At 61.0% G+C, this 22,612-nt stretch carries 26 protein-coding genes; 18 read left to right on the top strand and 8 right to left on the bottom strand.

Annotated elements, in window-relative coordinates; all coding sequences use genetic code 11:
- Window positions 1–43: 43 nt before the first annotated feature.
- The 8 genes from ACB032_RS06535 to ACB032_RS06500 all read left to right on the top strand — a co-directional run bounded on the left by ACB032_RS06535 (window position 44) and on the right by ACB032_RS06500 (window position 4,744).
- On the top strand, window positions 44–442 hold the full coding sequence (locus ACB032_RS06535; RefSeq protein WP_017410169.1) for a septal ring lytic transglycosylase RlpA family protein: 399 nt from the start codon (window positions 44–46) through the stop codon (window positions 440–442).
- A gap of 149 nt (window positions 443–591) precedes the next feature.
- On the top strand, window positions 592–897 hold the full coding sequence (locus ACB032_RS06530; protein ID WP_371137599.1) for a putative quinol monooxygenase: 306 nt from the start codon (window positions 592–594) through the stop codon (window positions 895–897).
- Window positions 898–1,220: 323 nt separating this feature from the next.
- The gene (locus tag ACB032_RS06525) at window positions 1,221–1,715 is read left to right on the top strand and encodes a GNAT family N-acetyltransferase (RefSeq protein WP_371137598.1); all 495 of its coding nucleotides are present in this window, start codon (window positions 1,221–1,223) and stop codon (window positions 1,713–1,715) included.
- Complete coding sequence (gene def / locus ACB032_RS06520; RefSeq protein ID WP_371137597.1) at window positions 1,703–2,200, top strand: peptide deformylase; 498 nt, start codon at window positions 1,703–1,705, stop codon at window positions 2,198–2,200. Before ACB032_RS06525 ends, def begins: the two co-directional genes overlap by 13 nt.
- An 84-nt stretch (window positions 2,201–2,284) precedes the next feature.
- On the top strand, window positions 2,285–2,761 hold the full coding sequence (locus ACB032_RS06515; protein WP_371137596.1) for a GNAT family N-acetyltransferase: 477 nt from the start codon (window positions 2,285–2,287) through the stop codon (window positions 2,759–2,761).
- A 108-nt stretch (window positions 2,762–2,869) separates the two neighbouring features.
- A complete protein-coding gene (locus tag ACB032_RS06510) occupies window positions 2,870–3,355 on the top strand; it encodes a GNAT family N-acetyltransferase (RefSeq protein WP_371137595.1) in 486 nt (161 codons plus the stop codon).
- Window positions 3,356–3,407: 52 nt separating this feature from the next.
- On the top strand, window positions 3,408–3,917 hold the full coding sequence (locus tag ACB032_RS06505) for an N-acetyltransferase family protein (RefSeq protein WP_371137594.1): 510 nt from the start codon (window positions 3,408–3,410) through the stop codon (window positions 3,915–3,917).
- Window positions 3,914–4,744 (top strand): hypothetical protein, encoded by an 831-nt coding sequence (locus ACB032_RS06500; protein WP_371137593.1) that lies wholly within the window; start codon window positions 3,914–3,916, stop codon window positions 4,742–4,744. Before ACB032_RS06505 ends, ACB032_RS06500 begins: the two co-directional genes overlap by 4 nt.
- A gap of 92 nt (window positions 4,745–4,836) precedes the next feature.
- On the opposite strand, the gene ACB032_RS06495 is transcribed toward ACB032_RS06500, so the two are convergent.
- Window positions 4,837–5,040 (bottom strand): hypothetical protein, encoded by a 204-nt coding sequence (locus ACB032_RS06495; RefSeq protein WP_024946319.1) that lies wholly within the window; start codon window positions 5,038–5,040, stop codon window positions 4,837–4,839.
- 186 nt (window positions 5,041–5,226) lie between these two features.
- Here ACB032_RS06495 and ACB032_RS06490 point away from each other — a divergent pair, with 186 nt between their 5' ends.
- On the top strand, window positions 5,227–6,114 hold the full coding sequence (locus ACB032_RS06490) for a PhzF family phenazine biosynthesis protein (RefSeq protein ID WP_371137592.1): 888 nt from the start codon (window positions 5,227–5,229) through the stop codon (window positions 6,112–6,114).
- A 75-nt stretch (window positions 6,115–6,189) separates the two neighbouring features.
- On the opposite strand, the gene ACB032_RS06485 is transcribed toward ACB032_RS06490, so the two are convergent.
- Entirely contained in the window at window positions 6,190–7,467 is a 1,278-nt protein-coding gene (locus ACB032_RS06485) for an esterase/lipase family protein (RefSeq protein ID WP_371137591.1), read from the bottom strand.
- Window positions 7,468–8,143: 676 nt separating this feature from the next.
- Window positions 8,144–8,722, bottom strand: coding sequence for an alkylphosphonate utilization protein (locus ACB032_RS06480; RefSeq protein WP_043122718.1), 579 nt, complete (start codon window positions 8,720–8,722; stop codon window positions 8,144–8,146).
- A gap of 225 nt (window positions 8,723–8,947) precedes the next feature.
- On the opposite strand from ACB032_RS06480, the gene ACB032_RS06475 reads away from it, so the two are divergent.
- From ACB032_RS06475 to ACB032_RS06455, 5 genes are all read left to right on the top strand, one after another.
- Window positions 8,948–10,177: a methyltransferase gene (locus tag ACB032_RS06475; RefSeq protein ID WP_371137590.1), complete on the top strand. Its 1,230-nt coding sequence runs from the start codon at window positions 8,948–8,950 to the stop codon at window positions 10,175–10,177.
- A 316-nt stretch (window positions 10,178–10,493) separates the two neighbouring features.
- Window positions 10,494–11,942: a chitinase gene (locus ACB032_RS06470; protein ID WP_371137589.1), complete on the top strand. Its 1,449-nt coding sequence runs from the start codon at window positions 10,494–10,496 to the stop codon at window positions 11,940–11,942.
- A gap of 453 nt (window positions 11,943–12,395) precedes the next feature.
- Complete coding sequence (locus ACB032_RS06465) at window positions 12,396–12,776, top strand: VOC family protein (RefSeq protein ID WP_139393719.1); 381 nt, start codon at window positions 12,396–12,398, stop codon at window positions 12,774–12,776.
- 136 nt (window positions 12,777–12,912) lie between these two features.
- A complete protein-coding gene (locus ACB032_RS06460) occupies window positions 12,913–13,311 on the top strand; it encodes a GFA family protein (RefSeq protein WP_039215002.1) in 399 nt (132 codons plus the stop codon).
- Window positions 13,312–13,354: 43 nt separating this feature from the next.
- A complete protein-coding gene (locus tag ACB032_RS06455) occupies window positions 13,355–13,984 on the top strand; it encodes a histidine phosphatase family protein (RefSeq protein ID WP_223949862.1) in 630 nt (209 codons plus the stop codon).
- Between the two features lie 53 nt (window positions 13,985–14,037).
- On the opposite strand, the gene ACB032_RS06450 is transcribed toward ACB032_RS06455, so the two are convergent.
- On the bottom strand, window positions 14,038–15,333 hold the full coding sequence (locus ACB032_RS06450; protein ID WP_043161635.1) for a diguanylate cyclase: 1,296 nt from the start codon (window positions 15,331–15,333) through the stop codon (window positions 14,038–14,040).
- A 221-nt stretch (window positions 15,334–15,554) separates the two neighbouring features.
- Between ACB032_RS06450 and ACB032_RS06445 the strand changes: the two genes are divergently transcribed.
- The gene (locus ACB032_RS06445) at window positions 15,555–15,965 is read left to right on the top strand and encodes an SRPBCC family protein (RefSeq protein ID WP_011706200.1); all 411 of its coding nucleotides are present in this window, start codon (window positions 15,555–15,557) and stop codon (window positions 15,963–15,965) included.
- Between the two features lie 95 nt (window positions 15,966–16,060).
- On the opposite strand, the gene smrB is transcribed toward ACB032_RS06445, so the two are convergent.
- On the bottom strand, window positions 16,061–16,585 hold the full coding sequence (gene smrB, locus ACB032_RS06440; protein WP_011706199.1) for an endonuclease SmrB: 525 nt from the start codon (window positions 16,583–16,585) through the stop codon (window positions 16,061–16,063).
- 65 nt (window positions 16,586–16,650) lie between these two features.
- Between smrB and prmB the strand changes: the two genes are divergently transcribed.
- Window positions 16,651–17,586, top strand: coding sequence for a 50S ribosomal protein L3 N(5)-glutamine methyltransferase (gene prmB / locus ACB032_RS06435; protein ID WP_024945276.1), 936 nt, complete (start codon window positions 16,651–16,653; stop codon window positions 17,584–17,586).
- Window positions 17,587–17,598: 12 nt separating this feature from the next.
- A complete protein-coding gene (aroC, locus tag ACB032_RS06430; RefSeq protein WP_371137588.1) occupies window positions 17,599–18,687 on the top strand; it encodes a chorismate synthase in 1,089 nt (362 codons plus the stop codon).
- A gap of 100 nt (window positions 18,688–18,787) precedes the next feature.
- On the opposite strand, the gene ACB032_RS06425 is transcribed toward aroC, so the two are convergent.
- Window positions 18,788–19,603, bottom strand: coding sequence for a substrate-binding periplasmic protein (locus tag ACB032_RS06425; protein WP_371137587.1), 816 nt, complete (start codon window positions 19,601–19,603; stop codon window positions 18,788–18,790).
- A gap of 323 nt (window positions 19,604–19,926) precedes the next feature.
- Between ACB032_RS06425 and ACB032_RS06420 the strand changes: the two genes are divergently transcribed.
- Window positions 19,927–21,327, top strand: a complete 1,401-nt coding sequence (locus tag ACB032_RS06420) for a DEAD/DEAH box helicase (RefSeq protein WP_371137586.1) — start codon at window positions 19,927–19,929, stop codon at window positions 21,325–21,327.
- Between the two features lie 106 nt (window positions 21,328–21,433).
- On the opposite strand, the gene ACB032_RS06415 is transcribed toward ACB032_RS06420, so the two are convergent.
- On the bottom strand, window positions 21,434–22,123 hold the full coding sequence (locus ACB032_RS06415; protein ID WP_371137585.1) for an RES family NAD+ phosphorylase: 690 nt from the start codon (window positions 22,121–22,123) through the stop codon (window positions 21,434–21,436).
- The gene (locus tag ACB032_RS06410; protein WP_016350639.1) at window positions 22,123–22,527 is read right to left on the bottom strand and encodes an antitoxin Xre-like helix-turn-helix domain-containing protein; all 405 of its coding nucleotides are present in this window, start codon (window positions 22,525–22,527) and stop codon (window positions 22,123–22,125) included. Before ACB032_RS06410 ends, ACB032_RS06415 begins: the two co-directional genes overlap by 1 nt.
- Between the last annotated feature and the right edge of the window lie 85 nt (window positions 22,528–22,612).

Raw genomic sequence — 22,612 nt, 5'->3', positions numbered from 1 at the left:
TCATTGGCATCGACAACCCCGCAGGGGAGCAAGGACAAGGCACATGGTTGAAAAGGGGCAATTTTTGCGAAAGGGGCTGCTGCTGTCGCTCACCGTGCTGCTGGCGGCCTGCAGCAGCCGCTATGACGAGAGCCACGGCGGCAGCTGGCGCGGCTATAGCGAGACGGGGCTCGCTTCCTACTACGCCGATCGCTACCACAACAAGCGCACCGCCAGCGGCGAGCCGTATCAGCGCCACGCCAACACCGCCGCCCACATGGAGTTGCCCTTCGGCGCCATGGTACGGGTCACCAACCTCGCCAACGGCAAGAGCGTGGTGGTCAGGGTCAACGACAGGGGCAATTTCCCGCGCGGGCGCATCATCGACCTCTCCAAAGCGGCCTTCAGCGCCATCGGCAATCCTCGCGCCGGGCTTATCAAGGTGAAAATAGAGGCGCTCTAGGCGCCGACTCGTTCAGTGGCTTGAACAGAGTGTCCATCCTGCCCGGCTATATCCCGCCTGGCCGCTCCTCTTACACTGCAGCTCGACGCAAAGGCAGCGCCCGGATCTGGGCCCCTTTGCTTACCCTCGAGAACATGGAGCAGACCGAAATGAATGAACAGAAACGGGTGTCCATCGCCGTGCTGAAAGCCCGCGCCGGCATGAGAGAGGCGCTGCGCCGCGAGCTGCTCAAGCTCATTGCGCCGACGCGGCGCGAGCCGGGCAACCTGGATTACGTGCTGTTTGAATTGCAGGACGAGCCGGGTACCTTCTACATGCGCGAGGCGTTCGTCAATCAGGCAGCGCTGGACAGTCACTGCCAGACGGACTATTTCCAGGTCTTTGCTGCCGAGGCGGAGGCGCTGCTGGCAGAGCCGCTGCGGCTGATTTTTATGAAGGAGGTGAGCCCCCCTTAAACTCATCGGGCTCAAGGTTGGCCCGATTTCTGTTCATGCTCCGACACTCATGCTTCGATGTCGCCCCGGGCGCTATCCCATCCCATCCCATCATGGAGCACCCCTGGTCTGCTTCTCTGTATCCTCTACCGAGAGGTTGAGCGGGGGCTTATTGCTCTTGTCCCGCCTGTTTATGCCTGCCGTCTTTTCATCTCCAGATTGTCCGGTAAGATACCCAAATGAAAATCAAAGTTGGGGTCAAGCGACATGAACGCCATGGCGGGTGGGCGCTCTGACGAGAGGTGGTCATCAGGTCGGCAAGGTGGTTAAGCCGAGGAGAAAGGATGGAGATTGAACGGGCGGGGATAGCGCCAAGTGAGTTTGAACAGTGCTTTGCGGCCGTCAAGGAGGGGATCTTTCCCTATGTCGAGGCGGTCTTTGGCTGGGATGACGAGATGCAGCGTGAGCGGTTGATAAACGAATATGAGCCGTACTGGTTTTCGTGGATCCTGGCAGAGGGGGAGCGAGTCGGCCTGCTCTGCTGCAAGCCATACGACGATTCGCTGCACGTTCATCTGTTGATTATCTTCCCGCAGTATCAGGGGAAGCAGCTTGGCTCGGCCGTCATGGACCGGCTGCATCGCGAAGCGGCATTTGAGGGGAGACATCGGGTGACCCTGTCGAGCTTTAGCGCCAATCAGAGGGCGATAGAATTTTATCGGCGCCTCGGTTATCAGGTGGTAGCGGAAGAGCCGGCGTTCGTCTCCTTGTCCCGGCCGGTGACGAAAGAAGAGTCGTCGTTACTAATGGTTGACGGAGAGCCCTCATGGCAATGCTGAAGATTTTAACGGTTCCTGACCCCCGATTGGGCATCAAGGCCGAGCCGGTTGAGGATATTGCGGCCGTGCAAGGCCTGATTGATGACATGCTGGAGACCCTCTATGCCACCGACAATGGTATTGGTCTGGCGGCCACGCAAGTGGGGCGCCAGGAGGCCATCGTCATCATCGACCTGTCGGAAAAACGGGATCAGCCGCTGGTGTTGATCAATCCGCAAGTGACAAGCGGTACTGACCTTGCGCTTGGGCAAGAGGGGTGTCTGTCCGTGCCGGATTATTATGCCGATGTTGAGCGTTACGGCTCGGTGGTGGTGTCGGCACTGGATCGCCATGGTGTGCCTATCACGGTAAAGAGCTGCGATTTCCTGGCCATCGTGATGCAGCATGAGATCGATCACCTGCAGGGCAAGGTGTTTATCGATTATCTCTCGCCGTTAAAGCGCAAGATGGCGTTGAAGAAGGTGAAAAAACTGCGAGGGCAATGATGTGGATGGTCATGGTCTATGTGATGTCGAAAAGGCCTGCGCTGAATCCTGTTTCTCGAGAGTAATCAAGGCTGAGGCTGATATATGACAGTGCAATTCAAGCATTTTGACGATGTGCTGGCTCCGGATTTTCTGCCGTTGCTCAACGACGCAACGATCAGAAAACACCTGATTGATCACCCACGTTTCGATCTGCAAGGGGTTGGGCGCTGGATGGACGACAAAATGCGGATCAACCAGCAGCCGGGGTGTCGTGTTCGAGCCGTGTTGATTCATGGGCTGCTGGTTGGGTGGTGCGGTATACAACCGGATGAGGATGGCGTCGAGTTGGCCATCGTCATCGGTCAGGCCCACTGGGGGGCCGGTATCGCCATCTTCAGGGAGATGATGTGCTGGGCACGGGAGATGGGGCATACCGAGGTTCGTTTTCATCTGCTGGACAGTCGTCCCGCTTATGCGGCGCTGGCCAGCAAGGCAAGCCGGGTAGAGCAGACGTTTCTCTCAGGGCGGGTGTTCACCACCTATTTTCTGTCGGTTGATAGCTGGTTTGCAGTTTGCTGACGCCATATGTGATTGGTCTGTTTGCCAATGCGCTGAATAACGTGTTTTGACATATCGACACGGCTTGAGCACCTGTCGTTTGGCCACCGCAAAGTGGCAAGGATGGCGATGAATCTTGAATTCAAAAAAATAAACCTGGCGTGTGACTATGGGTTTTGTGTGGCAGCCCGTCGGGACGCTTATGTTTGCAGCTTCCACCGCGACGAGGGATTTGACGAGTTTCTGGCGGGCTATCGGGAGCGGATGGCGACGAGGCTGACCAACCAAGAGTGGCATTATCTGCATGTATGGCAAGGGGGCGAGATAGTGGGGCAGCTGGAGTTTTGCACTGTCTCAGCCGAACCGGAAACCGGCTACATATACCTGATCTATTTGACGCCACAGGCGCGTGGTCAAGGCATGGCCGATCTGCTGCTGCAATATATCGGTCACACCTTGTGGCAGGCTGGCTGCCGGCGAGTGGTGTTGTCGGTCAGCCGTCTCAACCCGCGGGCGTTGCGTTTCTATCGGCGCAGCGGGTGGCAATATCGGGGGCCCAACCCCAAGCATGCCGAGACAGATTTCTATGAATATTGGTTGCCGGATCCGGCGTGATCAGTAGCCGTATTTGAACGGAAAAAACAAAGTCCCATGGAGGGGAAGATACATGGAAGTGAGACAAGTCCGGGTATCGGATGCAGATAACCTACTGGCCCTGATGAACAGACTCGACAATGAAACAACTTTTATGCTCTATGAGCCGGGTGAGCGCACCACGACTGAGGTCGAGCAAGCTCAAATATTGGCCTCGTTTGTCGATGCAAACAACAGAGTCATGCTGGTACTGTCGGAGCATGACGAGATTGCTGGTTTTATTGTCGGCATCGGTCAACCGGCAAATCGCAACAAACATGTACTGTATTGCGTTATCGGTATTCAACTCTCTGCAACTGGACAGGGTTTTGGCAGAAAAATGATGTCTGCGCTGGAGGCGTGGGCCAGGGCGCACGGCTTTACCCGTATGGAGTTGAGCGTCATGTGTCACAATGCCCGGGCTTGTGCGCTATACCGCGCCTGCGGATTCGAGGTGGAAGGGGTCAAACGCAATACGATGAGGGTCGATGGTGCATATGTCGATGAATATGTGATGGCCAAGCTGATTGAGGAGGTGGCATGAGCAAGATGCAGTGGCAGGTTTCTTTGAACGCTGCTCGGTCGTCAAGGCGTGCGTGCAGTGGGGCGTTGCTTGTGCTGGTGTCGCTGCTGAGTTGGCTGCTGACTATGGCGCCAGCTTATGCCGAGGAGTCGCAGCTTGGCGCCGAGTATCGCCCTCTGGTACAGAAGGTGATCGATGCCGCCAAGGCGCGGGATCCACAGGCCCTTGCCCGTCAGTTCAAATACCCCTTCAAGCAGGAGTATCCCATCCCGGTCATCAAGAATCCGTCCGAGATGGTGGCCCGTTTCGACGAGGTGTTTGATGAGGCTCTTTTAAACAGCATCGCCAGCTCCCAGGTCGGGCAGGATTGGCAGGCCATGGGCTGGCGCGGCATCATGCTGGGCAGTGGCGAGGTGTGGCTGGATTTTTATGGCAAGGTGATTGGCATCAATCATCAGACGGCGCAGGCTGCAAAACGCAAGGCCGAGCTTGTCGCCAAACAGAAAAGCGATCTTTGTCCCGGTCTGCGGGAGTACCAGCGCCCCGAGCTGATGTGGCAGACCGAGAAATTTACCATTCGCATCGACGAGTTGCACGATGGCCACTATCGCTATGCCTCCTGGGCCAAGGGCAAGGCGCTCAGCGACAAGCCGGACTTGGTGCTCAGCAATGGCACCGTCAGGGTGGAGGGGACGGGGGGCAACCACACCTATCTATTCACCAGCGGCCCTTACCGCTACGAGTGCGCCGTGACCGTTTTGGGTGAGCGGGGCATGCCGCCGGGCGAGTTGGTGGTCTATCAGAACGAGGTTGCCATCATGCACCAACCGGTGATCAAGGTGCTCTGATATCCCATGATCTGCCCGGAACGTTCAACGCGCGGCCAAGGGCTGCGCTTTTGTTGTCTGCGACAGTCATCTGCAACGGCTGATGGCTTTCGCTAGCCCTGCGGCACTCGTACCCCCTTGTCGAGATAGAGGCTGCTGTAGTGGGCACGGTGGGTGACAAACATCACCTGATGACGGCTGCCATCGGAGAGGATGATGAAATCACCGGCCTGGGCGGGAGTGTGCAGGCTGATTTCATGTTCGGGGGCGGTCAGCTTGTCGACCTCCTCCTTGAAGGTGAGGGTGTAAGAATACATAGGGTGCTCCACAACAAGACCTTATACAGACACGCATCAAACGTAGCTGCTGTGGTCCGGATCTGCGGCGCCCAAGCGGCACCCGCGCACCATTTAATTTACCGGCCGCGGCGGGCTCGCTATCTTATGGAAAACGGTCTGCGGCAAGTGCAGGCCAATCATTTCGGCGACAGTCAGGAGCGAGCCATGACAGAGCGTGAGTGGGAATCCGAGTTGGTGCGCATTGCCGCCTTCTCCACCGGTGCCAAGGGCGGCAATCCGGCCGGGGTCTGGCTGGGGCCGCAGCTGCCCGGTGTCGAAGAGATGCAGCGCATCGCCGCCGAAGTGGGCTTTTCGGAGACCGCGTTCGCCGCGCCCTTGCCCACGCCCGCAACGCCGGTGGATGAGCAGGCTGGCCCGCGGCAGTGGCGAGTTCGCTATTTCTCTCCTGCCGCCGAGGTGCCGTTTTGTGGGCACGCCACCATTGCCCTCGGGGTGGCGCTGGCCCGCCGGGTTGGCGCCGGCGAGTATCAACTGCAACTCAATCAGGCCACCATCTCGGTATCGAGCTGGCTGGATGGGGAAGGGGAGTGGCAGGCGGCGCTGCAATCGCCCCCCACCCACAGCAAACCAGCCCCGGCCAAACTGGTGAGCGCCGCGCTGGCGCTGTTTGGTTATACCCAGGCAGATCTGGATCCCCGCATTCCACCGGCCCTCATTCATGGCGGCGCCGATCATCTGGTGCTGGCGCTCAACAGTCGCGCCGCCCTGGCGGCCATGCACTACCAGATGGCCGAGGGGCGGATCCTGATGCAGCAAGAGGGGCTGGTGACCATCTTGCTGGCGTATGCCGCCCGCGAGCAGCTGTTTCATACCCGCAACCCCTTTGCCTATGGCGGCGTGTATGAAGATCCCGCCACCGGCGCCGCCACTGCGGCCTTTGCCGGTTACCTGCGGGATCTGCACTGGCCTCACGGCGGCATCATCGATCTCTTTCAAGGGGAGGATATGGGGATGGCGTCGCACCTGCATGCCGAGATCCCCCCCGAACCCGGCAGCTCAATCCGGGTATTTGGCCGCGCCCGCCTGATGTGATCACCAGACAATGAAAAAACCGCCAGCTGGCGGTTTTTACTTTATGTCGAGGCAAACTTAAATGGTCGTTTTGGCCTATTGTGGGTCGTGCTCCCCAGCCGGGCTCTGCTCCTGGCGATCGCTCTGTAGCCAGTGCAGCAGCTGACGAGCCACCTGCGGGCTGCCGAGCAGCGCCATGTGGCTGGTGCGATAGGCAATCATGGTATGGGCGGGGAGAAAGGCCAGCTGGTGGCGCGCCTCGTCATGCAGGCCAAGGGCACTGCGCAGGGGCACCAGACCATCACCAATCAACCGATCTGCCAACACGCTGCGTTTGGCCGCCGTGGTGGCCGCAATGGCAAAACAGCGGACTCCGACGGGCAGGGGCAAGGGGGCGCGAGGATCGGCCAAGGGGGAAGAAGGGGAATTCCGGGCAGGGGATGAGTCCATCACCTTGCCGTGGCGCAGATCCTTGATGCCGACGCTGCGCAACTGCGCCAGCCTGATGAACGGCTCGCTGTAGGCAGTCGCCGGCAGCAGTTGCTCCAGCCAGTGGCCAGCAGATTCGAGCGGTGCGCCATGATGGGGCGTGCCGAGAAACAGCAGGTTTTTAAGGTGAGCCGGCCAGGCATGGGCGGCCAGGTCGGCGCTGTGACAGGCGCTGCGGATCACCAGCCCGCCCATGCTGTAGGCCAGCACGCTGATCTCGCCAAGGCCGCCGGGCCAGTGGGTCGCCAGTTGTTCAAGCTGACGGGCCAGTGCGTGACCGTTCTGCACGATGGAGAGGCCCGAGTTGTAGCGCACATAGATGGGGACGTAACCCAGTGCCTCGGCCAGCATCTCCCCGTGATTGACCGGCGCATCCTGATGCCGGGTCTGCCACTGCAGATCGTTCATGCACAGCCCGTGCACCATCAGCAGCACCCGCCCGCGAGGGGGCAGTGGCGCCGGCAGGGTCTGCCAGCTCAAGGGCTTGCCGAGATAACGCAGGGTCATGGGGGTGGCCAGGGCATTGTGACTCTCGACCAGCTTGTCCCCCATCACGCCATTGAGGGTGGCGAGCAGGGCGGCGCGGCTGGGCGTGTCGGGTATTTGCTGCAAAGGCGGGGCTGGCGGCAGACGGGCAAGCAAGGCATGGATGCCGCTGCCCAGTGCGCTGGCCGCGCCATATATTCCCTTGTAAACCAGCCCGGTGATCCCCGCCGTCTTTCCTTCCTCCCGCCCCTTGAAGCCCATGCCGCTCAATACCGCCTGATGGACGGCTTCGGTGAGCTGTATCGTCGCAGGTAGGACCTGAATGAACAGCCGGGTCAGCTCGCGAATATCCGCAAGATGCCAGGAGGAGGCGGGTTGCGGTGCTGTTGGTTGCGTCATGAAAGCCCCTCTGAAGGTATCGCCGGCCGGCTCCCACCCGGCAGCGGGGCGGCTGTATGACAACCAGCTTGCGCCGTTTGCCCCGAGTTTGCCAGTGACGCGCCGACGGTTCTTGGCGAGAAGGCTAGTGGGTAGCCTCGCTGCCCGGCGGGCATGGCAATCCGCTGGCAGAGACGCTTATGCATCTGATCAGGCAGGGTTGGTGGCTGGAGCAGGAGGTATTGGTACTGGCGAGGGGATGGCAAGCATGGCCACTGGATGGGGTTTACGACTGATATCGCCATAAAAAAACCGCCATCAGGCGGTTTTTTTATGCTGCCGGCCCTTATTTCAGGGCTTTCTTCAGCTTCTTGATCTTGCTCTCGTGCTTGGCAATTTTCTCAAGGCGGGCGGCAATCTTCTGCTTGATCTCTTTCTTGCTGACTTTGGCCATCTGGCGTGCTCCTTTTGCAGTGATGACACTTGCGGTGTTGGGGGTAGGTCAGTCCATGAAACGCCAGTGTGCCACAGGGTTGCTGATGACACCAACTTTTCGCTCAAAATAACGGCAGGCAGTATGCCGGCGTAGAGCCTTGTGTCGCGACGGTTCTAAGCCAGAACAGGGGGGAGGTAGTGTTATCGGCAGGCACAAAAAAAGCGCCCCGCGGGGCGCTCTTGCTAGCAGGGCTGAGGGCGATCAGGCCTTTTTCAGGTAGGCGGCGACCAGCACGATCTGCACGCCGTTGACCTTGCCTTCGATGTGCAGCGGGTTGTTGGTGAGGCGGATGCCCTTCACCAGGGTGCCGCGCTTGGCGGTGAAGCCCGCGCCCTTGACGTCCAGATCCTTGATCAGGGTCACCGAGTCACCTTCGACCAATACGGCGCCGTTGGAGTCAACGGTGGGCACGCTGTCGTCATCATCGCTGGCCATGCCCGCTTCGGCCCAGGCCTTGGTCTCGTCTTCCATGTACATCATGTCCAGCATGTCCTGGGCCCAGACCTCGCCTTGAGTGGAGAGGTTCTTCAACTGGCGCCACGCCATGACCTGTACCGCAGGTACCTGGCTCCACATGCTGTCGCCCAGGCAACGCCAGTGGTTGACCACTGTGGTTGCCGGCTGCTCCAGCTGGCCACGGCAGGTGTCGCACAGGGCAACGCTGTGATCATCATCGCTGGCCGGAGAGTGGGGGACCGCGAAGGCAGTCAGCGCCTGTTCGGCACCGCACAGTTCACACTTGGCGCCCGCGCGCGCTTGCAGGATGGCATTGATGGTCATGTTTTGGTTCCATTCACGTTGGTAAAATGGCCCGCGATGGGCAGGCCAAGATAATGAAGGGGCGGAATATACCACAAAACCCCGCTCTTTGTCAGGCTAAGCCCGGTCGCTGGCCCGCTGCCGACCATCGGGAACATCAAGGGGACCTGTTGGCGCAGGAGGACTGCGGGACAGCTGTGATGGAGCAGCATAGATGAGAGTGCTTTTTGAAGCGGGATCGCTAGAATGAGCCTCCATTTTGACGGCAGAACAGGGGCGCGCGTGCTGGCTCAACGTTTTCAACAACTGGATCGACTGCTGAGCGAAGCCCGGCACTGGTGGCAATACCAACCCTACCACCACCTGGACCTGGCCTTTGCCAAGGCGGCGCCGGCACTGGCTGAGCGGCTCAATGCCCTGTCGCTGGCCGAGATTGAACGGCTCGATGGCGACATGCCTGCCCTGTGCGAGCTGCTGGCCCCCTGGATCCCGCAGGGCTCAGCGCTGCATGCCCTGAGCGCGCTGCCGACCCTGACGGCCGAGCCCATCCCGTGCGAGCGGACCATGGCGATGTACATGCCGGGGCGCAAGCAGGCCCAGATTGAAGCCTTCACTGCCTGTCTGCCCGTGCATCGCGGCCCCTATCTGGAGTGGTGTGCGGGCAAGGGACACCTGGGGCGGCTGGTCTCCCTGCACCGTCAAGCCGAGGTGCTGAGCCTGGAGCTACAGGCGCCACTGTGCGAAGAGGGGCGCCAGCTGGCCGCTCGCGACGGTGCCCGGATGGCATTTGTCTGTGCCGATGCTTTCGCCGATGAGACCGCCCAGCTGATCGCACCGGCCCATCACGCCATGGCGCTGCACGCCTGCGGCGAGCTGCACACCCATCTGATTGAACAGGTGGCGGCGCGCGGTGCCGAGGGGGTGACCCTCTCCCCCTGCTGTTATCACCTGATCCGCACCAGCCACTACCGCCCGCTTTCCGGCCCGGCCAAGGCCAGTGTGCTGCAGCTTGCCAAGAGCGATCTGAAGTTGCCGCTGCAGGAGACGGTCACCGGCGGCGCCCGCATCGCCCGCCTGCGTGAGCAGGAGGTGGCCTGGCGGCTGGCCTTTGACTGCCTGCAGCGCCAGGTGCGCGGGGTGGATGAGTATCTGCCGGTGCCCAACATGCAAAAGAGCCTGCTGACCGGCACCTTCGAGGATTTCTGTGGCTGGGCCGCCGAACGAAAGGGGCTGGTGTTGCCGGCTGGCCTCGACTACGCCGGGTTTCTGGCAAAAGGGGAGGCGCGCTATGGCGATGTCGCCCGCATGGAGCTGGTGCGTCACCTGTTTCGTCGCCCGCTGGAACTCTGGCTGGTGCTGGATCGCGCCCTCTTCCTGCAAGAGCAGGGCTACCGGGTGGAGGTGGGCGAGTTTTGCGACAAGCCCATGACCCCCCGCAATATCCTGATCCGCGCGGTGCGAGCACGGTACGGATAAGTGGCGGGCCTCGTCGCGGCGGGGCCTGTTACAGCGCAGTGCGGTTTGTCCTTTGGTGCTTCCCGTTGATGGGAGCGTGTCGTTGAAAGAGCGGCGTGACCGCTCTTTTCTCATTTTTCTTCGGTTTATTTTCATATAGCCGAAAGGCTCGTCATCACATCGATTCACAATCCATTTTATGCCCGCCAACCGGCAGAGTGAATTGGCTCACAGTTCCGGCAATATTCTTAATTTTCATCGTGAATTTAGTGGCCGGGAGGATTATTCTCGAGGCGACTCTTATCCCGACGTTATTCTGACACAAGGACTGTCTGTTATGTTCAAGCCTACACATTGTGCCTGGCTGGTTGCGGCTGCCTGCGCATTGCCAAGTTATGCCATGAATATTCAACCCGACCCGCAAAATGCCGGTGGATATGTCATTGCCGCCCCGGATCTGGCTGCGGTTGAAAAAACCAAGACGGCCAATCCCATGTACGGGATTTGGGCAAAGGCATTGGCGACACGTTCCAATACCATTGTCGATGCCATCAAGCCAAGGGCGGCCAGCAATCCGGATAACGTCAAACGGGTCGAGCGGGTATTCACCGAATCGGATTGGGATTATTTAACCCAGATGGCGGCGCCGGAATATACCTATGAGCGCTTCTTGCGGGCGGTCGGGAAATTCCCGGCTTTTTGCGGCGAATATACCGATGGCCGCGATGCCGATGCCATCTGCAAAAAATCCATCATCACCGCCTTTGCCCATTTCGCCCAGGAGACCGGTGGCCACATCGCCAAGGAGAATATTTCCGACAACCCGCAGGCGCTGGAGGAGTGGCAGCAGGCGCTGGTGCACGTGCGCGAGATGGGCTGGTCGGAGGGGCAGACCGGCTACACCACCGGCTGTGGCCAGAACGACTGGCAGAACAAGAAGTGGCCCTGCAGCACAGGCCAGGGTTATTTCGGCCGCGGCGCCAAGCAGCTCTCCTATCACTTCAACTACGGCGCTTTCTCCGAGGCGATGTTTGACGGCGATGCGTCCGTGCTGCTGAACAACCCCGGGCTGGTGGCCGACTCCTGGCTCAACCTCGCCTCCGCCATCTGGTTCTTCCTGACCCCGCAGGCACCCAAACCCGCCATGCTGCACGTGATTGATCGCACCTGGGTGCCCTCCCAGCGCGAGATCGCCGCCGGTATCGGCTACGGCTTTGGTACCACCATCAACGTTATCAATGGCGGCATCGAGTGCGGCGAGCAGAACAAGAACAAGGGACAGCCGGTCAACCGCATCCGCTACTGGGAAGGGCTCGCCCAGCACTATCAGATCCCCGTCAAGGCCGACGAGAAGAACACCTGCTGGCAACAGACCCCCTATGGCAGCCTCAACCTCAACGGTGCCACCGACGTGCTCTACACCAACTGGGATGGTAACTGGAAATATTATCCGGATCGGCCGGGCGGCTACTCGTTCGAATGTGAGCTGGTGGGGTTCCAGACCGCCTACTCGGCACTGGTGCCGGGGGATTACGAGAAGTGCGTGACCAACTTCTACGGCTCCCACGCCAACTGGCCCAAGGTGCGGGTAGTGGCCAAACTGGATCCTGCGCCGGTTGACCCGACCGATCCCCCCGTGGGCGATGTGGCCGCCTGGAGCGCCAGCAAGGTCTATACGGCGGGCAACAAGGTGAGCTATAAGGGCGCCATCTATCAGGCCAAGTGGTGGACCCAGGGCAATGAACCGGGCAAGGGCGATCCCTGGGTGCTGGTGCCGGCGAAATAGCGTAAAGCGGCTTAATCAATAAACTCGGCAATGGTTCACACCTCTCTTGCCAAGTCGGGGGGACATATTGTCCCCCTTTTCGATATCCTGCCTTGTGAAATAAAACCAGTGTCTAATTGGATGGGGTAGGGTGCGGTGCTGGATGTTTATCGGCGTATAAGAGTGCTCGGTGATAAAAATATCCAGCAACAATGGATGAGGGTGGCATGGTTAGTCAAAAATATCGCTCCGGCCCTGTTTTTGATCTGGGCTGTGTGCCATCAGACAGTATTTGTTATGGCCGGCATTGGTGACTGTCAGGTGTTATTGCTCTGCCTCCTTTTTTTCGCCAGGCACCCATCGTCAGAATATTCATTTTTATCGAAGCAGGCATATCCAGCGGTTAAAAAGCATTGGCCGTCACCCCGCAATGAGGTATCACTGTGCCGATGAGTGAAAATCAGAGGAGACTTCATGTTCAATATTGCCATGCATTTTGAAATCCCGGTGACGGATATGGCGCGTGCCACGGCGTTTTACCGCCGTGTGTTTGGCATCGAGTTTGAATTGACCCAGATTGATGGCAACGAGATGGCGCTGTTCCCGCTGATGGAAGAGGTGGAGGGTTGCTCCGGCGCCTTGGCCAAAGGGGAGAGCTATGTGCCCAGTATCGACGGCACGCGGATCTATCTCGCGGTCAGCGAGATTGAGCGGGTGATGGCGACGGCCCAGGCGGCCGGAGCCAGACTGCTCTACCCGGTGACACAGGTCGGGGAGGGCATCAAGGTGGCCGAGTTTCAGGACTTGGAAGGCAACCGGATTGCATTGCAGGAGCGCTGGCTGCCGGCCTCGTGAGTCATCTAGCAGCCGGTTTTGTGATGGGGGCGGTGGCCGACGAGGATACAACATGGTACTCATCGGATCCGGCAGTGGCTGCAATGGCGCGGTCACGTCAGCGACGGCAAGCGACAACAAGGCGCAAGGAGGAGTGATGAAGGGACATTGTCTGTGCGGCGGGATTGAGGTCTCGGCCGGCGATCACCAGGAGGTGGGGCTGTGTCACTGCAGCACCTGTCGGCGCTGGTCAGGCGGCCCCCTGTTTGCGGTGCACTGTGGCAAAGAGGTGCGCTTTCGCGGGCTGACCCCGGTGGCCTATCGCTCCTCGGAGTGGGCTGAGCGAGGATTTTGCCCCACCTGCGGTACCCACCTTTTCTATCACCTGTTGCCGACGGATGAGTACATAGTGCCGGCCGGCCTGTTTCAGAGCGAATCCTTCCAGCTGGCGAGCCAGATCTTCATCGATGAAAAGCCGGACTTCTACGAGCTGAAAAACGAGACACCGACCCTGACCGGTCAGCAGGTGTTCGAGCAGTTTGCCCCCAAGCCGTGAGAACGGGCAGTGCGAGCATCGGCCGCAATCAAAGGAACAGACAATGCAACTGGTGGTGATGCGCCACGGGCACACCCCGGCCAATGCCGAGGGGCGCTATCAGGGGGCGCTGGATATCGGTCTGAGTGACACCGGGGTGGCCCAGATCAGATCGCAGGCAAGGGCGCTGGCCTTGGCGCAGGCTCCGTTTCAGCGGCTGCTGAGCTCCCCCTTGCTGCGGGCACGGCAAAGCGCGGCCCTGGTGGCGGACGAGCTGGGGTTGCCGGTGACGCTCGTCCCCGCTTTTCGTGAGCGCCATGTCGGGGTGTTCGAGGGACTGACCCAGCAAGAGGCGAGGCAGCGTTACCCTGCGCTGTGGGCACGCAACATCACCCGGCGCTGGGCCGAGGCGCCACCTGGCGGCGAGTCGCTGGACGCAGTCATTGCCCGGGTCGGGCAGGGACTGGCGGAACTGGCGCAGAGCGGCCGTCAGGAACGGGTGTTGCTGGTGGCGCACGGCGTGGTGGCCAAGGTGATCCGAGCGCTGACCGTGGCGGGATTTGACGACTTCTTCGAGTGGCAGCTGGCCAACGGGGCCGTGCTGGAGGTGTCGCTGGCATGTGGCGACGCTGGCGGGCCTCTGGGTTTCTTTGCCCGGCCGGGCAGTGAACATGGCGTCGCGGCCTTGAATTGAGCCAGAAGCGCCAGGCCTGATAAGTGTTTCTCAGGCCTGACGCGTATTGCCTGTCAGGGGGAGTCTGGCAGTGCCTTCCTTGAGCAGTTGCGCCCCTGTTTCTTGGCCAGATAAAGAGCGGTATCGGCCCGGCGCACCATGCGTTCCACCGTATCCTGCGGGCCCAGGCTGGCACTGATGCCGATGCTGATGGTGAGCGGCACCTCGGTGCCTGCGCCCAGCTGATGCAACTGCGACTCGACGGCGAGGCGGATCCGCTCCGCACTGGCCCAGGCCAGCTCCAGCGAGGTTTCCGGCAGCAGCACGATGAACTCCTCGCCGCCCCAGCGGCCCAACATGTCCACCTCCCGCAGCTGTTTGGCGACCCGTCTGACCAGGCTGAGAATGGCCTGATCCCCTTGCTGGTGGCCATAGGTGTCGTTGATCTGCTTGAAGTGATCGATGTCGATCAGCAGCAGGCTCATGGTGTGACCGAAGCGCTGACAGCGCTGCATCTCCAGCTTGACCAGCTCGTCGAAGCGGCGCCGGTTGGCGATCCCGGTGAGGGGATCCGTGGTGGCCGCCACCTTGAGCTCCTCCACCAGCCGGGCCCGCTCCGAGATATCTCGCAGGATGGCGGTCATCTCGGTGGTCTGACCCAGGTTGATCTTGGCAATGGTAACTTCCAGCGGAAATTCGCTGCCGTCGCGGCGCAGCCCCATCACGGAGGCGCGGGCATGCATGGGGCGCGAGTTGATGGGGGAGTTGCTGAAGGCCTTGAAGTAGCCGTCGTGGTTGGCCCGAAAGCGCTGGGGCAGCAGGGTCTCCAGCCGTTTGCCGAGGTAGCTTTCGTCCACCCCGAACATCTCGCAGGCGGCGGTGTTGATAAGTTCGATGCGCGACTCGCTGTTGACACTGATGATGCCGTCGTAGGCGGAGTTGACCACCGCCTCGAAGCGCTTGCGGCTCATCTTGAGCGCCTCCTCCAGCTGCTTTTTGGCGGTGATGTCGATGGCGGTGACCATGATGCGGGTGATGCGGGACTGCTCGGGAATGATGGGGGAGATGACAAAGCGCCACCAACTGGTGCGCGACAGGGTGTCGATGGGCAGCTCGCTCTCGAGCCCCGTCTGCTGGCTCACGCACTCGTGCATCGGCTGCTCGATGCTGCCGGTGATGTAGCGGGGAAACATTTCGTTCAGGCGCTTGCCGATGCTGCCGAGCACGTCCAGCTCGAAGGCCTGGGCAAAGGTGTCGTTGGCGGAGACCAGGGTAAAGCGATCGTCGTCGTCGAGGGAAAACACCGCAACGGCGGCACCGATGGCATCGAGAGACGACTTGATGTCGGCATGGGAACCCTGTGTGAACATGCAACCTCCATGGCGAATAACGTATTGATATTCAGTATAGTGCGGCCGTTTTTGATCCTTGCCCCGCAGGCAGAAGGAACGCCTTGCCACTGGGTTGGCGGTGATGAGCCCCGCCAGATGGACTGGCTCGGCGCCATCGGCTGGACTTTACTTGCTGGCATCCGCAAGCGAGCTGGCCGGCATGGCCAGTCATATCACAGCAAACTAGCACGGAGCGCGTCATGAAGATCAGCATCGAGGCACATATCGAGCAGGAGATAGAGGCCGTCTGGTGGGCCTGGAACGATCCGGACTGCATCGCCAGATGGAATGCGGCCTCCAGCGACTGGCACACCACCGGTAGCCGGGTCGACTTGGTGGTGGGCGGGCGTTTCTGCCATCACATGGCCGCCAAGGATGGCAGCGCCGGTTTTGATTTCACCGGCACCTTTACCCGGGTGGAGGCGCCGACCCGCCTCTCGTTCGTGATGGATGACGGGCGCGAGGTGGATGTGCAGTTTGCGAGCGAGCCGGGCGGCACCTGGGTGCAGGAAACCTTCGATGCCGAGACGAGTCACACCCCGGCCCAGCAGCAGGCGGGCTGGCAGGGGATCCTCGACAACTTCAAGCGTTATGTGGAAGCGGCGGGTTAGGGGAGGTGCCTGCGTCCATAAAAAAACCACCGCCAGGTCGCGGTGGTTTTTTTTATGCTGCTCTGCTCGTCAGAGCATGCCAGAAGGCGGGAGCGTTACTCCTCGATATCCAGCAGCACCAGGATGGCGCTGTCGCCGCCCCACTCGCGGGGGGCCTGATGGAACGCTTGCACGTTGGGGTGCTGGGCCAGCCAGCTCGGAATGCGCTGCTTGAGGATATGTTTGCCGATGCCGTGCATCACCGAGGCGACGTGGATGTTCTCTTTTTGGCAGAGGGTCAGCAGGGCTGCCAGCTCCTGTTTGGCCTGCTGCTGGTTCATGCCGTGCAGGTCCAGGTAGATCTCCGGCGGATAGCTGCCGCGCTTGAGCTTTTTCAGCTCGAATTTTGACACATCTTCGCGCACGTAACGGGTCGGTCCATCGGCCTCGAGATGGGGTTGGTACTCATCGCTGAAATAGTGGTCAACCCCAAGCTTTTCGCGGCTCTCACGCAGTTCGCGTTTCTGCTTGACCGGGCGCAGGTCGGCCCTTATGGTATCTTGCTTGATTTTCCGGGTACCTTTTATCGCATCGCGGAACAGCTGGGTTTCCTCGTCTGTCGGTGAGGGCGTTTTTTTCATCAGGTACTCGTCTTGCTCGCTGTATAGAATTCTCGGGCCGGATATTACTCGACTTGGAGGTGGATTTGGACAAGATATTTATCGATGAGGTGGTTGCCGAGATGCACACCATCCAGGACATGTTGCGCTGGGCCATGAGTCGTTTCAACGACGCCGGGATCTTCTACGGACATGGTACCGACAACGCCTGGGATGAAGCCGTGCAGCTGGTACTGCCCGCGCTACATCTGCCGCCGGACGTGGATCCGGGCATGCGCCACTCCCGTCTGACCACCAGCGAACGGCACCGCATCGCCGAGCTCATCATCCGCCGCGTGCAGGAGCGGGTACCGGCCGCCTACCTGACCAACAAGGCCTGGTATGCCGGTTGGGAGTTCTACGTGGACGAGCGGGTGCTCATTCCCCGTTCCCCCATCGCCGAGATGGTGGCCAACCGCTTCGCTCCCTTCCTCAAGCATGAACCGACCCGGATCATGGACCTGTGCACCGGCTCCGGCTGCATCGCCATCATCATGGCCCACGAGTTCCCACAAGCCGAAGTGGATGCCATCGACATCAGCGTCGATGCCCTCAACGTGGCCGAGCGCAACATCAACGATCACGGGCTGGAGCAGCAGGTCATCCCGATCCGCTCCGATCTGTTCCGCGATCTGCCGGTGGGCGACAAGTACGATCTCATCGTCTCCAACCCACCCTACGTGGATTCCGAAGACATGTCGGATCTGCCGGACGAGTTTCGTCACGAACCCGAGTTGGCGCTGGCCTCCGGCTCTGACGGCCTCAAACTCACCAAGCGTCTGCTGGCCAATGCCGCCGACTTCCTCAAAGAGGATGGCGTGCTGGTGGTCGAGGTGGGCAACAGCATGATCCATCTGGAAGCCCAGTTCCCGGACGTGCCCTTTACTTGGGTCGAGTTCGAGAACGGTGGTCACGGCGTGTTCGTGATGAGCCGTGCCGATCTGGTGCAGTACCAGGACTATTTCGCGATTTACAAGAGCTAAGCAGGAGCACTCATGGCAGGGAACAGTTTCGGCCAACTCTTTCGTGTGACGACCTTCGGCGAGAGTCACGGCCTGGCGCTGGGCGCCGTGGTCGACGGCTGCCCGCCGGGACTGGAGATCAGCGAAGCGGATCTGCAGGGGGATCTGGACCGGCGCAAGCCCGGTACCTCCCGTTACACCACGCCGCGCCGCGAGCCGGACGAGGTGAAGATCCTCTCCGGGGTGTTCGAGGGCCAGACCACCGGCACCTCCATCGGGCTCTTGATCGAGAACACCGATCAGCGCTCCAAGGACTACTCCGACATCAAGGACTTGTTCCGTCCGGGCCACGCCGATTACACCTATCACCAGAAGTACGGCCAGCGCGACTATCGCGGCGGCGGTCGCTCCTCCGCCCGTGAAACCGCGATGCGGGTGGCGGCGGGGGCCATTGCCAAGAAGTACCTGAAACAGGTGCACGGCATCGAGATCACCGGTTTTCTCTCCCAGCTCGGCCCCATCAAGGCAGAAGCCTTCGACGCGGCACAGATCGAGCAGAATCCCTTCTTCTTCCCCGATGCGGGCAAGCTGGAAGCGCTCGATCAATACATGCGCGACCTGAAGAAAGAGGGCAACAGTATCGGTGCCAAGGTGCAAGTCATCGCCAGCAATGTGCCGGTGGGCCTCGGTGAGCCGGTGTTCGATCGCCTCGACGCCGACATCGCCCACGCCATGATGGGCATCAATGCGGTGAAAGGGGTGGAGATCGGTGACGGGTTCGCGGTGGTGGAGCAAAAAGGCTCTGAGCACCGCGACGAGATGACCCCGGCCGGCTTTGCCAGCAACCATGCGGGCGGCATTCTGGGCGGCATCTCATCGGGTCAGGATATCGTGGTGAGTATGGCGCTCAAGCCCACCTCCAGCATCACGGTACCTGGCAAGACCATCACCACCGAGGGTGAGGCCACCGAGATGATCACCAAGGGTCGTCACGATCCTTGCGTCGGCATCCGCGCCGTGCCCATCGCCGAGGCGATGCTGGCACTGGTGCTGATGGATCACCTGCTGCGCCACCGTGCCCAGAACCAGGGCGTGCTGACGCATACCCCGCAACTGCGCTGATCGGCCTGCTCACCGCTCGGTTGATCGAGTGGTACAGACGCAGCCACAGTCAAAAGGCGACCTCAGGGTCGCCTTTTTCATGGGCCTTCATCGTGCTGGGTTATTGGTTGGGTGTCACCTGCTCAGCCGCCGGGTTGTCGAGCCGGCAGGGGGGCGGTGCCACGTCACGGCCGGGTGGGGGCAGGCTGGCAATCACCTCATTGACTCGGGCGAGCTGCGCATCGGTGACGGCCGAGCTGGCAAACATCAGGCTGACCGGTTGGTGGTGGAGCAGCAACTGACAGCGGATAAAGCCGTCGGCCCCCAGCTGTTGCAGCCGGTAGCGGGCGTATTGCCACTCCATGATGACGCCGTCCAGCCGGCGGGCCAGCAGCAGATCGACCAGCCGGTCATCGGCGTTGTATTCGCTCGCGTTCTTGAGCGCGGGACACGCTTCCATCAGCTGAATGGGGCGGGTGCCGCGCAGCTTGCCAAGGCGCAACTGGCTTTGTTGGCAAAGCTGCGACAGGTCTGACACCGCCAGCCAGGGATCACGCTGGCCCGGGATGGGGTTGTTGCTCAGCAGCACGAAGGTACTGCGCCGATAGGGCGCCGAGAAGCGGGCAAAGGCGCGCCGCTCCGGCGTATCGAGCGCCCCCATGGCCACGTCCAGCTGCTGCTGTTCGAGCAGATGGATGGCCCTGGCCCAGGGCAGGTTGCGAAAGTGGGATTCCAGCCCCGCCTGACTCAAGATCTGGCGGGTCAGGGTGACATCCAACCCATCCAGCGTCCCCTGGGGATTGATGTAACTGAACGGGGGCCAGTGGCTCCAGGCCACCGACAGCCTGGGCTTGGCCTGCAGCGGCAGAGAGAGCCCAACTGCCAGCAGGGAGAGCAAGAGCCAGCCTGGGGCGGCCGACAGAAGATGAACACGCATGAACCTGAACCTCCTTGTACAGGACGGATGCGGCGGTATCGCCGTTATCTGGCATCAAGCATAGCCTGATTCGAATGAGTTCTTGAGCGGCTTTTCCGGGCGGGACGGTGACCTGCTTTTGGCAAACATGCTGGGAGGAACGTCACATTTTTCTCGTTTCTCCTCAATAACTCCGTTAGACTGCGCCCCTATTCTTTCCCCTTTGCTCTGCTCCCCGGGGAAATCGTTGTGTTCTCAACAGGCCCGAGTCTGGCGAGATGGCATCGGCTCAGCAGAGGAGCCCCATCCCGGATTGTCGGCGCCCCTATCCCTAGCAGGTAACTATGAGTTTTACTTCCCTCGGTCTGGCCGAACCCTTGTTGCGTGCCGTTGCCGAGCAAGGCTACGACACCCCGTCTCCCATTCAGCAACAAGCGATCCCGGCGGTACTGGCTGGCCGTGATCTGATGGCCGCCGCCCAGACCGGGACCGGCAAGACCGCAGGTTTTACCCTGCCGATGCTGCAGCGTCTGACTGAAAGCAAGCGCAAGGTCTCCCCGAATCGCATCCGTGCCCTGGTGCTGACCCCGACCCGCGAGCTGGCCGCCCAGGTGGGCGAGAGCGTGCGCAACTACGGCAAACACCTGCCGATCCGCAGCCACGTGGTATTTGGCGGCGTGAGCATCAACCCGCAGATGATGGCCACCCGCCGTGGTCTGGACGTGCTGGTGGCCTGCCCGGGCCGCCTGATGGATCTCTACAACCAGAATGCCGTCAAGTTTGATGAAGTGGAAATCCTGGTGCTGGACGAAGCGGATCGCATGCTCGACATGGGCTTTATCCGCGACATCCGCCGCATCCTGACCCTGCTGCCGAAGAAGCGCCAGAACCTGCTGTTCTCCGCTACCTTCGCCGACGAGATCCGCGAGCTGGCTACCGGCCTGCTGGACAACCCGGCGGTGATCGAAGTCGCTCCGCGCAACAGCACCGCCGAGCGTATCGAGCAGCTGGTGCACCCCTGTGACAAGGCCAACAAGATTGCGCTGCTGAGCCATCTGGTGACCAGCAACAACTGGCAGCAGGTACTGGTGTTCACCCGTACCAAGCACATGGCCAACCGCGTTGCCGAGACCCTCGACAAGAACGGCGTCAGCGCCGCCGCCATCCATGGCAACAAGAGCCAGGGGGCCCGTACTCGCGCCCTGGCCGGTTTCAAGGATGGCAGCGTCAAGGTGCTGGTGGCGACCGACATCGCCGCCCGTGGCCTGGACATCGACAAGCTGCCGCAGGTAGTCAACTTCGAGTTGCCGAACGTGGCGGAAGACTACGTGCACCGCATCGGCCGTACCGGCCGTGCTGGCGCCGCCGGTCATGCCATCTCCCTGGTCGCTGCCGATGAAGGCAAGCTCATCAAGGCCATCGAGCGGCTGACCAAGCAGAACATCCCATGCGAGCAGGTGGCCGGTTTTGAAGCCTCCCGCGAGACGCTCGACAACATCGCCCGTGGCATCGGCGCGCCGCTTCGCAAAGAGCCGCGCGATCCGAGCGAGCAGCGCCGTGCGCCGCGCCCGCAAGGTCAAGGTCAGCGTCAGGGCGCCGGTCGCTCTGCCAACGGTGGCAATGGCGGCGGTAACCGCTCCGGCAACGGTGGCAAGCCCAAGCCCCAGGGCGGTCAGCGCCCGGAAGGCGGCGCCGGCAAACCGGCTCAGGCTCGTCGTCCTCGTCGCGCTACCCACAACCAGTAAGCGGCCAGGGAGCCTGCTCCCTCGCTCGGTTGATGTAAAAAGCCCCGCCACTCTGGCGGGGCTTTTCTATATCCGGGAATCGGCCGAGTGAGGCGGGCAGTGCCCGTCACTCGCCATAGAGGGTGATTTGCAGCACGTTGGCGATGGCGCTGCCGTTCCAGTGGTACTCCAGATGACGGGGCTGATGAACGCGACTGACCAGGCGCGGGCGATAGAGCAGGTAGCAATCGTGGCCGCTGTGGCGCACCGAGCGGTAACAGATGCCGTCCACATCCAGGGCTTTCTGCTCGCGGGCGAAGGCCTGGGAATACCCGTAGTCGGTCGCATGGTAGAGCGGTGTGGCGAGAAAGGCCTCGCCGGTAATGTCGATAAGGCTGGCGCTGAACTCGGCATGGATCACCCGCATCTGCACCTTCTGGGCGGGTTCACGGGTGTAGCCGAAGACGCACTCCTGGTGGTAGACCGTCTCCTTGATGGCGGTGTCGAGGCTGGGGGCGCAGTAATAACCGCCAAAATCGCCGGTAGTGAAGCGGGCACCTTCCGGATTGAGGTGGGTGAAGGCGGCCATCACATGGCTGCCGCCAGCCAAGCCCACCAGCCAGTCTGCTTTCGGTACTCGCGTCAGCTCGCCGGCCTCTTCCCTCAGCCTGTCGTTGGTGAGTGCCTCGATGGCCCAGACCGCCTCCAGTTCGTCGGCGTTGGCCACATCCTCATAGAGGCAGATGGTGGGGTAGCGGCTCGGGATGATCCGGTAGGCTGATTCGTCCTTGAATGCGCGCTGTGGGGGCGTCTGCATCAGGCCATGCCTCCGCGCCAGGCGTGCAGGCGGGTAGCGACCTCATAGAGATCGGCCACACGGCCACCCTGCATCACCTCCATGGCGCTGCGGCCGGCGAAAAAGGGGTGACTGTTGGACTTGCGCACCCAGCCATAGATGCTCTCGTCCGCGCTGAACAGTACCCGCAGGCTCTTGTGAATGTTGAGCAGGTAGCTCATTCGCTCCTGCAGATCCGCACTCAGTCTGATCCCGCCGTGGGACTCTTTGTACTTGTTCAAGGTTGAACGCGAAGAGATGCCGAGCAGTCGCAACTGTTCATCTGTGTTGCACTGCCATTTGTCCAGGATGCGAAACACCACTGGCAGCGCCTTGCTGGGATCAACGGCGCCATCTTGCCGTTGCACGTGTGCGGTTGCGACCATGTCAGGCTCCTTGCGGGATTGAGCGTGTGTTCTGTTGCCAAAAAGGCGATCTGCTATCAGTGTACAAGAATTATTCATATATATA

The organism is Aeromonas sp. S5(2024) (assembly GCF_041403025.1).
Taxonomy (GTDB): Bacteria; Pseudomonadota; Gammaproteobacteria; order Enterobacterales; family Aeromonadaceae; genus Aeromonas; species Aeromonas hydrophila.
This window is presented reverse-complemented; position numbering and strand designations above follow the sequence as displayed.

Coding starts and splice junctions, on each gene's coding strand:
- ACB032_RS06535 (WP_017410169.1), top strand. CDS start 44: ATGGTTGAAAAGGGGCAATTTTTGCGAAAGGGGCTGCTGCTGTCGCTC.
- ACB032_RS06530 (WP_371137599.1), top strand. CDS start 592: ATGAATGAACAGAAACGGGTGTCCATCGCCGTGCTGAAAGCCCGCGCC.
- ACB032_RS06525 (WP_371137598.1), top strand. CDS start 1,221: ATGGAGATTGAACGGGCGGGGATAGCGCCAAGTGAGTTTGAACAGTGC.
- def (WP_371137597.1), top strand. CDS start 1,703: ATGGCAATGCTGAAGATTTTAACGGTTCCTGACCCCCGATTGGGCATC.
- ACB032_RS06515 (WP_371137596.1), top strand. CDS start 2,285: ATGACAGTGCAATTCAAGCATTTTGACGATGTGCTGGCTCCGGATTTT.
- ACB032_RS06510 (WP_371137595.1), top strand. CDS start 2,870: ATGAATCTTGAATTCAAAAAAATAAACCTGGCGTGTGACTATGGGTTT.
- ACB032_RS06505 (WP_371137594.1), top strand. CDS start 3,408: ATGGAAGTGAGACAAGTCCGGGTATCGGATGCAGATAACCTACTGGCC.
- ACB032_RS06500 (WP_371137593.1), top strand. CDS start 3,914: ATGAGCAAGATGCAGTGGCAGGTTTCTTTGAACGCTGCTCGGTCGTCA.
- ACB032_RS06495 (WP_024946319.1), bottom strand. CDS start 5,040: ATGTATTCTTACACCCTCACCTTCAAGGAGGAGGTCGACAAGCTGACC.
- ACB032_RS06490 (WP_371137592.1), top strand. CDS start 5,227: ATGACAGAGCGTGAGTGGGAATCCGAGTTGGTGCGCATTGCCGCCTTC.
- ACB032_RS06485 (WP_371137591.1), bottom strand. CDS start 7,467: ATGACGCAACCAACAGCACCGCAACCCGCCTCCTCCTGGCATCTTGCG.
- ACB032_RS06480 (WP_043122718.1), bottom strand. CDS start 8,722: ATGACCATCAATGCCATCCTGCAAGCGCGCGCGGGCGCCAAGTGTGAA.
- ACB032_RS06475 (WP_371137590.1), top strand. CDS start 8,948: ATGAGCCTCCATTTTGACGGCAGAACAGGGGCGCGCGTGCTGGCTCAA.
- ACB032_RS06470 (WP_371137589.1), top strand. CDS start 10,494: ATGTTCAAGCCTACACATTGTGCCTGGCTGGTTGCGGCTGCCTGCGCA.
- ACB032_RS06465 (WP_139393719.1), top strand. CDS start 12,396: ATGTTCAATATTGCCATGCATTTTGAAATCCCGGTGACGGATATGGCG.
- ACB032_RS06460 (WP_039215002.1), top strand. CDS start 12,913: ATGAAGGGACATTGTCTGTGCGGCGGGATTGAGGTCTCGGCCGGCGAT.
- ACB032_RS06455 (WP_223949862.1), top strand. CDS start 13,355: ATGCAACTGGTGGTGATGCGCCACGGGCACACCCCGGCCAATGCCGAG.
- ACB032_RS06450 (WP_043161635.1), bottom strand. CDS start 15,333: ATGTTCACACAGGGTTCCCATGCCGACATCAAGTCGTCTCTCGATGCC.
- ACB032_RS06445 (WP_011706200.1), top strand. CDS start 15,555: ATGAAGATCAGCATCGAGGCACATATCGAGCAGGAGATAGAGGCCGTC.
- smrB (WP_011706199.1), bottom strand. CDS start 16,585: ATGAAAAAAACGCCCTCACCGACAGACGAGGAAACCCAGCTGTTCCGC.
- aroC (WP_371137588.1), top strand. CDS start 17,599: ATGGCAGGGAACAGTTTCGGCCAACTCTTTCGTGTGACGACCTTCGGC.
- ACB032_RS06425 (WP_371137587.1), bottom strand. CDS start 19,603: ATGCGTGTTCATCTTCTGTCGGCCGCCCCAGGCTGGCTCTTGCTCTCC.
- ACB032_RS06420 (WP_371137586.1), top strand. CDS start 19,927: ATGAGTTTTACTTCCCTCGGTCTGGCCGAACCCTTGTTGCGTGCCGTT.
- ACB032_RS06415 (WP_371137585.1), bottom strand. CDS start 22,123: ATGCAGACGCCCCCACAGCGCGCATTCAAGGACGAATCAGCCTACCGG.
- ACB032_RS06410 (WP_016350639.1), bottom strand. CDS start 22,527: ATGGTCGCAACCGCACACGTGCAACGGCAAGATGGCGCCGTTGATCCC.